At 66.2% G+C, this 12,183-nt stretch carries 13 protein-coding genes; 6 read left to right on the top strand and 7 right to left on the bottom strand.

Annotation, left to right across the window (positions count from 1 at the left end):
* Positions 1 to 39: 39 nt before the first annotated feature.
* The 4 genes from PAA8504_RS03195 to hpt form a co-directional block, all read right to left on the bottom strand.
* A complete protein-coding gene (locus tag PAA8504_RS03195) occupies positions 40 to 219 on the bottom strand; it encodes a hypothetical protein (protein ID WP_108892681.1) in 180 nt (59 codons plus the stop codon).
* Complete coding sequence (locus PAA8504_RS03190; RefSeq protein ID WP_108892680.1) at positions 216 to 1,106, bottom strand: cytochrome c; 891 nt, start codon at positions 1,104 to 1,106, stop codon at positions 216 to 218. Before PAA8504_RS03190 ends, PAA8504_RS03195 begins: the two co-directional genes overlap by 4 nt.
* Positions 1,106 to 1,570, bottom strand: coding sequence for a c-type cytochrome (locus PAA8504_RS03185; protein WP_108892679.1), 465 nt, complete (start codon positions 1,568 to 1,570; stop codon positions 1,106 to 1,108). The genes PAA8504_RS03190 and PAA8504_RS03185 overlap by 1 nt, the downstream gene beginning before the upstream one ends.
* Positions 1,571 to 1,643: 73 nt before the next feature.
* Positions 1,644 to 2,180 carry a hypoxanthine phosphoribosyltransferase gene (hpt, locus tag PAA8504_RS03180; protein ID WP_108892678.1) on the bottom strand — a complete coding sequence of 179 codons (537 nt, stop codon included), beginning with the start codon at positions 2,178 to 2,180 and terminating at the stop codon, positions 1,644 to 1,646.
* A 68-nt stretch (positions 2,181 to 2,248) separates the two neighbouring features.
* On the opposite strand from hpt, the gene PAA8504_RS03175 reads away from it, so the two are divergent.
* On the top strand, positions 2,249 to 2,695 hold the full coding sequence (locus PAA8504_RS03175; protein ID WP_108892677.1) for a type II toxin-antitoxin system RatA family toxin: 447 nt from the start codon (positions 2,249 to 2,251) through the stop codon (positions 2,693 to 2,695).
* Between the two features lie 8 nt (positions 2,696 to 2,703).
* On the opposite strand, the gene PAA8504_RS03170 is transcribed toward PAA8504_RS03175, so the two are convergent.
* From PAA8504_RS03170 to PAA8504_RS03160, 3 genes are read right to left on the bottom strand one after another with little or no spacing between them, the layout of a single operon-like run.
* The gene (locus PAA8504_RS03170; protein ID WP_108892676.1) at positions 2,704 to 3,174 is read right to left on the bottom strand and encodes a CinA family protein; all 471 of its coding nucleotides are present in this window, start codon (positions 3,172 to 3,174) and stop codon (positions 2,704 to 2,706) included.
* Positions 3,171 to 3,662: a phosphatidylglycerophosphatase A family protein gene (locus PAA8504_RS03165; RefSeq protein WP_108892675.1), complete on the bottom strand. Its 492-nt coding sequence runs from the start codon at positions 3,660 to 3,662 to the stop codon at positions 3,171 to 3,173. The genes PAA8504_RS03170 and PAA8504_RS03165 overlap by 4 nt, the downstream gene beginning before the upstream one ends.
* A complete protein-coding gene (locus tag PAA8504_RS03160) occupies positions 3,659 to 4,810 on the bottom strand; it encodes a bifunctional 2-C-methyl-D-erythritol 4-phosphate cytidylyltransferase/2-C-methyl-D-erythritol 2,4-cyclodiphosphate synthase (RefSeq protein ID WP_108892674.1) in 1,152 nt (383 codons plus the stop codon). Before PAA8504_RS03160 ends, PAA8504_RS03165 begins: the two co-directional genes overlap by 4 nt.
* A 235-nt stretch (positions 4,811 to 5,045) precedes the next feature.
* Here PAA8504_RS03160 and dusB point away from each other — a divergent pair, with 235 nt between their 5' ends.
* The 5 genes from dusB to ntrX all read left to right on the top strand — a co-directional run bounded on the left by dusB (position 5,046) and on the right by ntrX (position 12,183).
* Positions 5,046 to 5,969 carry a tRNA dihydrouridine synthase DusB gene (dusB, locus tag PAA8504_RS03155; RefSeq protein ID WP_108892822.1) on the top strand — a complete coding sequence of 308 codons (924 nt, stop codon included), beginning with the start codon at positions 5,046 to 5,048 and terminating at the stop codon, positions 5,967 to 5,969.
* Positions 5,966 to 7,033, top strand: coding sequence for a two-component system sensor histidine kinase NtrB (locus tag PAA8504_RS03150; RefSeq protein WP_108892673.1), 1,068 nt, complete (start codon positions 5,966 to 5,968; stop codon positions 7,031 to 7,033). The genes dusB and PAA8504_RS03150 overlap by 4 nt, the downstream gene beginning before the upstream one ends.
* A gap of 3 nt (positions 7,034 to 7,036) precedes the next feature.
* Positions 7,037 to 8,410 (top strand): response regulator, encoded by a 1,374-nt coding sequence (locus PAA8504_RS03145; protein WP_108892672.1) that lies wholly within the window; start codon positions 7,037 to 7,039, stop codon positions 8,408 to 8,410.
* A gap of 102 nt (positions 8,411 to 8,512) precedes the next feature.
* Complete coding sequence (locus PAA8504_RS03140) at positions 8,513 to 10,789, top strand: sensor histidine kinase NtrY-like (protein WP_108892671.1); 2,277 nt, start codon at positions 8,513 to 8,515, stop codon at positions 10,787 to 10,789.
* Positions 10,774 to 12,183, top strand: coding sequence for a nitrogen assimilation response regulator NtrX (gene ntrX / locus PAA8504_RS03135; RefSeq protein WP_108892670.1), 1,410 nt, complete (start codon positions 10,774 to 10,776; stop codon positions 12,181 to 12,183). The genes PAA8504_RS03140 and ntrX overlap by 16 nt, the downstream gene beginning before the upstream one ends.

Raw genomic sequence — 12,183 nt, 5'->3', positions numbered from 1 at the left:
GATAAATTTGAGCAGGAAGAATTTTCTTTCCGACACTCCTCAGTAGATGCGCGATCCGCCGCGATCCGGCGTCAACCAGTCGGGCCAGCCGACATAGCGTTCGACCAGGAACAGTACGATGCACAGCGCGATCACGCCCACGACCAGCTTGACCTGTCCCCATGACGGCGGGTTCTGCGCCCAGCGTTTCGCCCTTAGAAGCCAGCGCCAGGCGTTCATTCGGGGGCGGCGGGAATGGCGCCCAGATAGGCGACGATGGCCGCGATATCCTCGTCGGGCAAGGTGGCCAGGTTGCGCACCACAGCGGCCATATGCCCGCCGACGCTGTCATAGTCAGGCGTCAGACCAGTGCGCAGATAGGCGGCGATGTCGGCGTCCGACCAGTCCAGTTGACCGGGCGCGATGCCGGGGATCCGCCCATCGCCGTTCGGGTTCTGGGCCCCTTGCAACCACGCGTCGAACTCCATCCCGCCCAGGGCCGTCCGGGTCGTATGGCACTGGCCGCAATGGAACAGCGCCTCGACCAAATACCGCCCGCGTTCCAACTCGGGGGTGTCCGGTGCTTCCATCACCCAGCCTCGATCCGCATAGAGCAGTTTCCAGAAGCCCAGGCTGCGGCGGATATTGAACGGGAAGGACAAGTCATGCGGGCGCGACGGTGTGTCCGCCACCGGCAGCGTCATCAGATGCGCCGCGATGTCGGCCAGGTCCTGCGGATCGGCGTTTTGATAAGAGGTATAGGGCAGGGCGGGATAGTAATGCGCCCCGGACGGAGAGATACCGGCTGCCATCGCGTTGACCAGATCGGCCTCGCTCCATCCGCCCACGCCTTCCTGACCGGGAGAGATGTTGGGCGCATAGAAGGTGCCGAACTGCGTCTCGAACGCCATGCCACCCGCCAGCATTGGCGGTCCGTCTTCCTCGGCCTCCGGGGCAAGATGGCATGATGCACACCCGGCCTGCGTGAACAGCGCGGCACCGCGCTCGGCATCCCCGGTGATCCCCTGAAGCGCGGCGGCCGACACCGGATCGGGCGATGTCAGCCACCACGCGGCACCCCCGGCCACGACCGCCAATGCGCCCACGGCCAGAAACGCCCGTCGCATCAGTTGTTGGACATCCGGTAGTCCTCGTGGCAGCCACCGCAGGACCGGCCGATACCCTGCATCTGTGCGCCCAGCGCGGATTGCCCGTCGCCGGCGACCTCTGCCATGGCCATCGACGCTTCGTGCAGGTCGCCAAAGCCCGACAGGAAGTCATCCATGTTTTCCCAGATCGCGGGCAGGGCGCGCGAAGCCTCAATCTCCTCGGACGAGGTCCCCTCGGGCCACAGGCCGGTCTGGTTGATGTCCGACATCGTCACCAGCCGGTCCGCCGCGGCCTGCGCCAGCTCGGCGTCATACTCCACCTCGCCCTTGGCCATGTCGCCGAGGGTCGAAAGGGAATAGCTGAAATTATACATGATTCCGTGTCGGGCTTCGACCACGGCCGGAACCTCATCGGCGTCCTGGGCCTGCACAAGCACGGTTCCTGCAAGTATCGCGGCGACGGAAAGGGCAGAAAGTTTCATCCGGTGGTCCTTTGTGTGATCGAGATGCCCCAAGGGAAGCACCTCTGTCGTCCGCGTCAAAATCACGCCCGCGTTATTTCATCGAAACCTTGCCGATAAAGGGCAGATTGCGGTCTCTTTGGGCGTAATCAATGCCGTAACCTACGACGAATTCGTCTGGAATCTCGAACCCCGTCCAGGTCGCGCGGACGTCCACCTCGCGCCGCGAGGGTTTGTCCAGCAATGCGATGGTTTCCAGCCGCGCGGGCGCACGTTGCCGCAGCAGGCCGAGCACATGGTTCAACGTGTGGCCAGTATCCACGATATCCTCGACCACCAGCACGTCGCGCCCCGCAATCTCGCCGCGCAGGTCCTTTAGAATCCGCACCTCGCGCGAGCTTTCCATGGCGTTCCCGTAGGAGGAGGCTTCGAGGAAATCGACCTCGACCGGCAGGTCCAGTTCGCGCACCAGATCGGCGATGAAGACGAACGAGCCGCGTAGAAGTCCCACGACGACCAGCTGTTCGGTTCCGGCGAAATAAGCCTCGATCTCGCGGGCCAAAGCCTCGATCCGGGCGGCGATCGCCTTGGCCGAGATCAGCTCGTGGATGTCATAGTTTGATCGCGCCATTCCGTCGCCCTTGATTTTGCCGTGTTATCGGTCGAAATCACGTTCGTATTCGCCGACCCCGGAAAGATATGCCGAAGCACCACGAAACCCGCAAGCTGCCCTACACCGCCGATCAGATGTTCGATCTGGTCGCGGATGTGAAGGAGTACCCGAAATTCATACCGTGGATCTCGGCCGCGCGCATCACGTCACGCCGCGAGACCGAGTCGGGTGAGGTGCTCGAGGCCGATCTGGTCATCTCGTTCAAGGTCTTCCGCGAGCGGTTCCGCAGCCGGGTTACACTGTACCCGGACGAGAAGCGGATCGACACGGAATACCTGGACGGGCCGTTCCGGCACATGAATTCGACATGGCAGTTCTCGGATCGCGAGGATGGCGGGTGCGATGTCCGCTTCGACGTCGATTTCGAGTTCAAGAGCCGTATTCTTGGCTCGGCTGCACAAATGTTCTTCAACGACGCGATGCAGCGCATCGTGCGCGCGTTCGAACGGCGCGCCGCCGAACTCTACGGGTAATCCCGGGCCTACTGGGTGATCGCCGAGATCAGCAGGCCCAGCGCGTGATCCACCGTGGCCTGACGGACATGCGCGCGGCCGAGCGCGCCGAAGTCTACCGTCTCGGTCCGAACGCCACCGGGCCCGGCCAAGCCGAAACAGACGCGGCCCTCGGGCTTTGGCCCCTCATGTCCCGGGCCGGCGATCCCCGTCACCGAGACCGCGAAATCGGCATCGGAACGGTCGTACGCCCCCGATGCCATCTCGCGCGCGACCTCCTCGGAGACTGCGCCGAAGGCTTCCAGCGTTTCGGCGCGCACGCCCAGCAGGTCGATCTTGGCGCGGTTGGTATACGTGACGAACCCCCGGTCGAAGATCGCCGACGCGCCGGGCGGATCGGTGATCGCGGCCGAGATCATGCCGGCGGTGCAGCTTTCGGCCGTGGCGATCATCACGCCCAGCTCGCGCGCCAGCGCCAGCAGATCGGCCGCCTGCGTCACAGCAGGATCACCCCGTGCGCGATCACGGCCAGAAGGACGACGCCGACGGCCGCCATGATCCCGGCGAAGATGTCGTCCAGCATCACGCCGGTCACGTCGCCGCGCCGGTCCGCCCAGCCGACGGGGCCGGGTTTCCAGATGTCGAACAGCCGGAACAGCACGAACGCCGCGATCCAGCCCGGCCACAGCGCGCCGATCCCGACACCCACCTGCGCTGCCCCGATGGACAGCGGCAGCAGGGCGACCCACTGGCCCGCGACCTCGTCGATGACGATCCAGCCCGGATCCTCGATGCCGACCCGCGCAGTCTCTCGCGCGGTCGCCCAATGGCCCAGCGCATAGACCAGCGGGATCGCTACCAGGCACAGGATCGGCCCGCCCAGTACGTGCAGCGCGAAGAAGGCGGGCAGGGCGGCCAGCGACCCCCAGGTTCCGGGCGCCGGCTTCAGCAGGCCGGAATAGAAGAACGTGGCGACGATGCGGCTCATTCGGATATCAGCGTGACGGTGGCCATGGCGGCGATTCCTTCCTTGCGGCCGGGAAAGCCCAGCCCTTCGGACGTGGTGGCCTTGACCGACACCCGGTCGGGCGCGATGCCCAGAATGTCAGCCAGGTTGGCGGCCATCGCGTCGGCATGGGGGCCGATCTTCGGGGCCTCGCAGATCAGCGTCAGGTCGATATTGCCCACCCGGTAGCCGCGCGCCTGCGTCAGCTTGCCGGCATGGCGCAGGAAGATGTCCGACGCGGCGCCCTTCCATTCGGGGTCCGACGGCGGGAAATGGCGGCCAATATCCCCTTCGGCCAGCGCGCCATAGATCGCATCGGTCACCGCATGCATCCCCACATCGGCATCCGAATGGCCCAGAAGGGCGCGATCATGCGCGACCTCGATCCCGCACAGGGTGACGCCGTCGCCTTCGGTAAAGGCGTGGACGTCGAACCCGTTGCCCATGCGTATGTCCATCTCGGCCCTCAATATCGCCTCGGCCCGCGCGAAATCGGCGGGGCCAGTGATCTTCAGGTTCCTCTCATCGCCCTCGACGATGGAAACGTCCACCCCCGCGGCGCGGGCGACCGCCACGTCGTCGGGCGCGTCAGGGTCGGCCAGCGCGTGCGCATCGCGGATCGCGGCAAAGCGAAAGCCCTGCGGGGTCTGGGCACGCCACAACCCGGCGCGCTCGCGGGTATCGCTGACGCGGCCTTCGGTGCCGACCCACAAAGCGTCGACGACGGGAACCGCGGGGGCGGCCCCCTCGGCGGTGCTCAGCGCTTCGATGACCCGGTCGATCACGGCCCGCGGCACCAGTGGGCGGGCCACGTCATGGATCAGAACGCTGAAGGGGGCGTCCGCCTCGAGCGCCTGAAGGCCGGACCGGACCGACGCGGCCCGGGTCGCACCCCCTTCGACCACCATCATGTCCGGATGCGCCAGCCAGCCTGCGGCCAACCCCATGTCGTCGGGGTGGAGCACCAGGACCACACGCCCGATGCGCGGGTGATGGCGGAACGCCGCGATCGCATGCGCTGCGACGGTCGTTGCCCCCAGGCTGCGCCACTGCTTCGGCAGACCGCCCCCGGCCCGCGTCCCGCGCCCGGCAGCCACGATCACGGCGGCGGCGGTTGGTTGGTCATTCATCGCAAATCCTTCATGATGCGACGGAGCTAGCAGCGTTTTTCAAAAGCACAGGCCCTTCGATGCCCGACTTTTGGGCGTTTCCTGTTTTTGACCGCTTTTCCCGTGCTCGGCAAATTGCCATCCGGACCCTGCGTCGATAAGCGAATGGGCAAACGCACAACGATTAGGCGCAGTACAGTCAGTGGCCGGACCTTTCACCTCTCTCGACCTCGATCCTCCGGTCTTTCTGGCACCGATGGCGGGAATCACCGACCTGCCGTTTCGCGATCTGGTTGTAGGTTTCGGCGCGGGCCTCGTCGTGTCCGAGATGGTGGCCAGCCAGGAGATGGTGCAAGGCAAGCCCGGCGTGCGCGAACGGGCCGAGCTCGGGTTGGATCGCACGCGCAGTGCCGTCCAGATCGCCGGGCGCGACGCGGACTGGATGGCCGAGGCTGCGCGCCGCGTCGCGGGCGCCGGGGCGCGGATCATCGACATTAACATGGGCTGTCCGGCGAAGAAGGTCGTGAACGGACTATCCGGTTCCGCTCTGATGCGCGAGCCGGACCACGCGATTTCCCTGGTTGAGGCCGTCGTGAACGCCGTCGACGTGCCCGTGACGCTGAAGATGCGGCTGGGTTGGGATGACAACCTGATCAATGCCCCGGATATCGCGCGCCGCGCCGAATCCGCCGGCGTGCGCATGATCACCGTGCACGGCCGCACCCGCTGCCAGTTCTACAAGGGTCGGGCCGACTGGTCCGCGATCCGGGCGGTGAAACAGGCGGTCAGGATCCCGGTCATCGCCAACGGCGACGTCCGCTCTGCCGCCGATGCGCGCGCAGCACTTGCGCAGTCGCACGCCGACGGTGTGATGATTGGGCGCGGCATCCAGGGACGTCCCTGGCTTCTGGCGCAGATCGCGGCCGAGCTGCACGGGCGCCCCCGTCCCGTCATCCCGGCTTTGTCCGAGCTGGTCGACCTGATCGCCGCCCATGTCGAGGCGTCCTGCGCCTTCTACGGGCGCGCCCTCGGCACGAAGGTCGTGCGTAAGCATCTGGGCTGGTATCTTGATGCGGCCGCGCCCGATACCCCCCTGCGCCGCGCCGTGTTGACGGCCGATGGCCCCGAGGCGGTCGCCCGCCTTCTGCCCGACGCACTTCAGGGCAAGGCGGCGGCATGAGCCTGTCGGACGACCTCTGGGCCGCGCTGCCGATGCCCGCGCTGCTGGTGACGACCGAGGATCGAATTTCCTTCGCCAACCCCGCGGCCGAGACGTTCTTCACCGCGTCTTCGAAGGCGCTGGCTGGCTGCCCGGTCTTCGACCGCCTGCATATCGACGCCGCGCTCGACGAGGTATTCGATCGGGTGCGCCGCGCCCGTGCACCGCTGTTCATCAACACGGTCGACGTCTCGGTGGGCGCGCGCCCGCCCGAGCTGTGCGATATCCAGATCGCCCCTGTCATGGGCGAGGACGACCTCGTCCTTCTTCTGATCACACCGCGCCAGATCGCGGGGCGGCTGCAGAAGGCCGGTGCGGCGCGGTCCTCGGCGCGGTCGGCCATCGGCATGGCCGAAATGCTGGCGCACGAGATCAAGAACCCCCTGGCCGGCATCACCGGCGCGGCGCAACTTCTGTCCATGAGCCTGACCGACGGCGATCTGGAACTGACGGACCTGATCGTGGCCGAGACGCGGCGCATCGTGGCGCTTTTGGATCAGGTCGAGCAGTTCGGAAACCTGCGCCCCCCGGCACGCCGGGCTGCGAACCTGCACGATCTTCTGGATCGCACCCGCAAGAGCGCCGCGCTGGGGTTTGCCGCGCATATGCGCCTGCGCGAGGATTACGACCCCTCCCTTCCTGCTGCGTTCGTCGATGCCGACCAGATCCAGCAGGTCTTCCTGAACCTGATGAAGAACGCGGCCGAAGCGGCCGGACCACAGGGCGGCACGATCACGGTGCGCACGTTCTATGACCATGGCCTGCGCGTGCGGCGCAGCGACGGCACCGGCGCCGCCGTCCCGCTTCAGGTCGAGGTGGTCGATGACGGCCCCGGCCTGCCGCCCGATCTGGTGGATGTGGTCTTCGATCCTTTCGTATCGGGAAAGGAGAACGGCACAGGCCTGGGCCTTGCCCTCGTCTCCAAGATCGTCAGCGAGCATGACGGCCTCGTCGCCGTCGAAAGCCGCCCCGGACGTACCGCGTTCCGCATTTCCCTTCCCATTGCCCCCCCAGACCCGGAGTAACCCATGGACGGCACCGTTCTCGTCGCCGACGACGACCGCACGATCCGCACCGTTCTGACCCAGGCGCTGACCCGCGCCGGGTGCAAGGTGCACGCCACATCCTCGATGGTGACGCTGATGCGCTGGGTCGACGAAGGGAAGGGTGATCTGGTCATCTCGGACGTCGTCATGCCCGACGGCAACGGGCTGGAAGCGCTGCCCGAAATCGGCACCAAGCGGCCCGGCCTGCCGGTCATCGTGATCTCGGCCCAGAACACGATCATGACGGCGATCCAGGCGGCCGAGAAGGAAGCGTTCGACTATCTTCCCAAGCCCTTCGATCTGCCTGATCTGATGAAACGCGCCGCGCGCGCCCTGGACGCACCGCGCAAGCCCCGCGATTCGGGCCAGGCTAAACCCGCGACATCGCCTGCCGCAGGGGGCGATTTGCCTCTGGTGGGCCGCACGCCCGCGATGCAGGAACTGTACCGGCTGGTCGCACGGGTCATGAACACCGATCTGCCGATCCTCGTCACGGGCGAGTCGGGCACCGGCAAGTCGCTGACGGCCCGCGCGGTGCACGATTTCTCGGACCGGCGCACGATGCCCTTCGTTGTCGCCTCGGCCAGCGACTTCACCACGATCGACGGGCCGTCGGCGATCCTGGGAAAGGCCCGCGGCGGCACGGTTCTGTTCGACGAGGTGGGTGATCTGGATGCCGACACGCAGGTCCGCATCACGCGGATGCTGGATACGTTGGGCGACGACGCCCCGCGCGTGATGGCCACCAGCCAGGCGGATCTGGCACGCAAGATGGACGAAGGCGAGTTCCGCCAAGACCTTTTCTATCGCCTGTCCGGCGTCACCCTTGCTGTGCCGTCGCTCCGCGAACGGGTCGAGGATATCCCCCTGCTGGCCGAACACTTCCTGGCAAGGGCCGAGCGCGAGGGGCTGGCCCGCCGCGTCTTCTCGGACGACGCGATGACGCTGTTCCGCCGCTATTCCTGGCCCGGCAATGTCCGCCAGCTTGGCAACACCGTGCGTCGCCTGATGCTGACCGGCAGCGAAGGGCAGATCACCCGTGACGAGGCCGAGGCCGTGCTGGGCAACCAGCCCGCGATGGAGCCATTGAAGGGCGGCGACAGCGACCGGCTACAAGGGGCCGTGGCCCGCCACCTGCGCCGCTATTTCGACCTGCACGGCAATGTTCTGCCGCCCCCCGGCCTCTATCAGCGCATCCTGCGCGAGGTCGAAGCCCCCCTGATCGAGATCGCGCTGGATGCCACCGCCGGGAATCAGGCGAAATGTGCGGATCTTCTGGGCATCAACCGCAATACCCTCAGAAAGAAGATCACGGACCTCGATATTCACGTGACACGCCGCCGCAAATTGATGTAAAGCTGCAACATAAGCGTGGCGCAGGGGCATGAAGACCCCGCAATAATGCCACGCAGAGCGGTAGCGGCGCGGCAAACGCGCCATTGTTTTCGGGGGTCGCCCATGGCGCATCCGTCCAGGATGCTCAGCTGGGATCGGCTGGCGCGTCTGCGCCGGTTGCGCCGGGTCAAAAGCGTGACGACCATCGGTCTGGTCGCGCTTGGTCCCGTCCTGGCATTCGCCACCTATCTTGTGCTCGGCCCGCTGGAGACGGACAGCGGCGCGCTGTCGCTGCGGCTGATCCTGCTTGCCGACCTCATCTACGTCATCGCGCTGGCGACGCTGGTGCTGATGGAACTGGCCCGCATGATCGCCGCGCGGAGGGCGCAATCGGCGGGCTCGCGGTTGCACCTGCGCCTGACCGGCGTCTTCGCGCTGATCGCCATGGTGCCCACCGTCACCGTCGCGATCTTCGCCACGCTAACCGTGAATTTCGGCCTCGAAGGGTGGTTCTCGGATCGAGTGCGCGAAGTGGTCGGTGCCTCGCTCGCCGCGGCCGAGGCCTACGAGGAGGAACAGCGTCAGAGCCTGTCCACCGATGCCGAGGCACTGGCGCGCTATCTCGCCGCCGCGCAGAACGGCGGGTTTCAGCTTTCAGATGGCGAGATCCGGCAGCTTCTGGGGCAAGGGCAGTCGCAAATCCAGCGCGGGTTGCGCGAAGCCTACGTCATCGATTCAGCCGGAGAGATCCGGGCCCGGGGCGAGGGATCGTATCTCTTTGATTACGAACAGCCCGCCGCCCAGGCCATCGACCGTGCTGCGGGTGGCGAAACCGTGGTGATCGAAGACTGGAACATCAACGAGTTCCGCGCCCTCGTCGCCCTCGACGGGATGGCCGACCGGTTCCTTTATGTCAGCCGAGATGTCGATGGTGAGCTTCTGGCTCTTCTGGACGACACCCAGGACAGCGTGCGCCTCTATACCCAGCTCGAGGCCGATCGCGGGCGGCTACTGTTCGAGTTCGGCCTGCTTTACCTCGGCTTTGCCGTGATCCTGATCCTTGCCGCGATCTGGCTGGGGCTGTGGTTCGCAGAACGTCTTGCGCGACCCGTGGGCCGTCTGGCCGAGGGCGCCCAACGCGTGGGCGCGGGCGATCTGGACGTCCAGGTCCGAGAGGAAGACAGCGACGACGAGATCTCGATGCTGGGGCGCATGTTCAACCAGATGACCCGGCAGTTGAAGGCCCAGCGCGAGACGCTGCTGGACACCAACGCCCAGATCGACCGGCGGCGGCGGCTGTTCGATTCTGTCCTGTCCTCGGTCACGGCGGGTGTCGTGGGCCTCGATCCCGACGGGCGGGTCAGCTTCGTCAATCGCTCGGCCGAACGTCTGCTGAGCCTTGCGGAAGGGCAGGGGCAGGACGCGCATATCTCGGTCGCCGTGCCCGAGTTCGGCCCCCTGTTCGACCGGCTGGTCGAAGCGCGGGGCGAGACCGTGCAGGCCGAACTGCGCGTCTCTCGCGGCGGGGTCCTGGAATCGCTGCTGGTCCGCATGGCGACCCGCCGGGCCGAGGACGGAACACTTGAAGGCTTCGTCGTCGCCTTCGACGATGTCAGCGATCTTGTCGCGGCCCAGCGCATGGCCGCCTGGGGCGACGTCGCCCGCCGCATCGCGCACGAGATCAAGAACCCCCTGACGCCGATCCAACTGTCGGCGGGGCGCATCAAGCGAAAGTTCGGCCCCGAGGTCAGCGACCCCGAGAAGCTGGAACAGATGACCGAGGTGATCGTGCGCCAGGCGGAAGGTCTGCGCCGCATCGTCAACGAATTCAGCCAGTTCGCCCGTATGCCCGAGCCCGAGCGCCAGACCCAGGATCTGACGAAGATCGTCGAATCCGCCGTGCTGCTGCAACAGGCGGGGCAGGAGGGGGTGACGATCACTGCGGACCTGCCCGACCACCCCGTCACGGCCGAGATCGACGAGACCATGATCGGCCAGGCGCTGACCAACCTGATCAAGAATGCGGGCGAGGCCACGGAAAGCCTGATCCGCAAGGGTGCCCCCGAGGGGTACACACCCGAGGTGCGTGTGACCATGCGGCCCGATCCGACCGGCATCCTCATCACCATCGAGGATAACGGCATCGGTCTGCCCGAGGATCGCGCGCGGCTGTTCGAACCTTACGTGACCACCCGCGACGAAGGGACGGGCCTTGGCTTGCCCATCGTCAAGAAGATCATCGAGGAACACGGCGGCACCCTGATCCTGACGGATGCCGACCCGTTCGCCGCGGACGCCCATACCGGCGCCCGCGCGGAAATCAGGCTTCCCGCGGCAGAGACGCGCGGCGAGCCCACCCAGCATAACAAGGAGGCGGAAGCATTATGGGCGACATCCTGATCGTGGACGACGAGCGCGATATCCGTGAACTGGTTGCGGATATCCTGGAAGACGAAGGCTATACCTGCCGGAAGGCTGCGAACTCGGGCGAATGCATGGCCGAGGTCGAGAAAGAGCCCCCCAGCCTGATGATCCTGGATATCTGGCTGAAGGATTCCGACATGGACGGGATCGACATCCTCAAGATCGCCAAGCGCGACTATCCCGGGATGCCGGTCATCATTATCTCGGGGCATGGCAATATCGAGATCGCGGTCGCTGCCATCAAGCAGGGCGCCTACGACTATATCGAAAAGCCCTTCAACATCGACCAGCTGATGGTCGTGATCGGCCGCGCGATGGAAACCTCTCGCCTGCGCCGCGAAAATGTCGAACTGCGCCGCCGCGACGTCGAGCCGCCCGAGCTGATCGGAAATTCGCCTGCGTTCCGCACGCTGAAATCTTCGCTGGAAAAGGTCACCAAGTCGAACGGCCGGGTGATGCTGACCGGCCCCGCGGGATCGGGCAAGGAACTTGCGGCGCGCTATATCCATGCCAATTCCGGCCGGGCCGAGCATCCTTTCGTCACCGTCGGCGCCGCCGCGATCGAACCCGAGCGCATGGAAGAGGTCCTGTTCGGCCGCGAATCCCCCGAACGCGGGATCGAGCCCGGCTTGCTGGAACAGGCCGATAACGGCGTCCTGTTCTTCGACGAGGTGGCCGACATGCCGCTGGGCACCCAGTCGAAGATCCTGCGCGTGCTGGTGGACCAGACCTTCACCCGAGTCGGCGGGACCGAGAAGGTGCGCGTCGACATCCGCGTGATCTCCTCGACCAACCGTGACCTGACGCAACTGGCCGCGGACGGCATCTTCCGGCAGGAACTGTTCCACCGTCTGGCCGTCGTGCCCATCGATGTGCCCTCGCTGGATGACCGGCGCGAGGATATCCCCGAACTGGCCAGCTTCTTCCTGCAGATGTTCAACCGCCAGCAGGGCCTGCCGCTGCGCACCCTGTCGGAAGAGGCCACGACGCTGCTGCAGACCACGATCTGGCCCGGCAATATCCGCCAGCTGAAGAACATGATGGAGCGCGTGCTGATCCTGTCCGGCGGCAAGGGAGAGATTGCGGCCGCCGAACTGCCGGGCCCCGATGCGGCGCCGGCGGACGATCAGGGCAGGGTGGTCCTGTCGGGATCGCTGGCCACGCTGCCCCTGCGCGAGGCGCGCGAACTGTTCGAACGGGAATACCTGCTGACCCAGATCAACCGGTTCGGCGGCAATATCAGCCGCACGGCCAGTTTCGTCGGGATGGAGCGGTCGGCCCTGCACCGCAAGCTGAAGTCTCTGGGGGTCGTCACATCGTCCAAGCAAGGCGCGCGGATCGCGCATCTGGACGAACAGCCCGCGGGCTAG

It is taken from the genome of Palleronia abyssalis, from assembly GCF_900302445.1.
Lineage (GTDB): Bacteria > Pseudomonadota > Alphaproteobacteria > Rhodobacterales > Rhodobacteraceae > Palleronia > Palleronia abyssalis.
This window is presented reverse-complemented; position numbering and strand designations above follow the sequence as displayed.

Bases quoted from the DNA above. Each gene is read 5' to 3' on its own strand.
- PAA8504_RS03195 (WP_108892681.1), bottom strand. From the start codon at position 219: ATGAACGCCTGGCGCTGGCTTCTAAGGGCGAAACGCTGGGCGCAGAAC.
- PAA8504_RS03190 (WP_108892680.1), bottom strand. From the start codon at position 1,106: ATGCGACGGGCGTTTCTGGCCGTGGGCGCATTGGCGGTCGTGGCCGGG.
- PAA8504_RS03185 (WP_108892679.1), bottom strand. From the start codon at position 1,570: ATGAAACTTTCTGCCCTTTCCGTCGCCGCGATACTTGCAGGAACCGTG.
- hpt (WP_108892678.1), bottom strand. From the start codon at position 2,180: ATGGCGCGATCAAACTATGACATCCACGAGCTGATCTCGGCCAAGGCG.
- PAA8504_RS03175 (WP_108892677.1), top strand. From the start codon at position 2,249: ATGCCGAAGCACCACGAAACCCGCAAGCTGCCCTACACCGCCGATCAG.
- PAA8504_RS03165 (WP_108892675.1), bottom strand. From the start codon at position 3,662: ATGAGCCGCATCGTCGCCACGTTCTTCTATTCCGGCCTGCTGAAGCCG.
- PAA8504_RS03160 (WP_108892674.1), bottom strand. From the start codon at position 4,810: ATGAATGACCAACCAACCGCCGCCGCCGTGATCGTGGCTGCCGGGCGC.
- dusB (WP_108892822.1), top strand. From the start codon at position 5,046: ATGGCGGGAATCACCGACCTGCCGTTTCGCGATCTGGTTGTAGGTTTC.
- PAA8504_RS03150 (WP_108892673.1), top strand. From the start codon at position 5,966: ATGAGCCTGTCGGACGACCTCTGGGCCGCGCTGCCGATGCCCGCGCTG.
- PAA8504_RS03145 (WP_108892672.1), top strand. From the start codon at position 7,037: ATGGACGGCACCGTTCTCGTCGCCGACGACGACCGCACGATCCGCACC.
- PAA8504_RS03140 (WP_108892671.1), top strand. From the start codon at position 8,513: ATGGCGCATCCGTCCAGGATGCTCAGCTGGGATCGGCTGGCGCGTCTG.
- ntrX (WP_108892670.1), top strand. From the start codon at position 10,774: ATGGGCGACATCCTGATCGTGGACGACGAGCGCGATATCCGTGAACTG.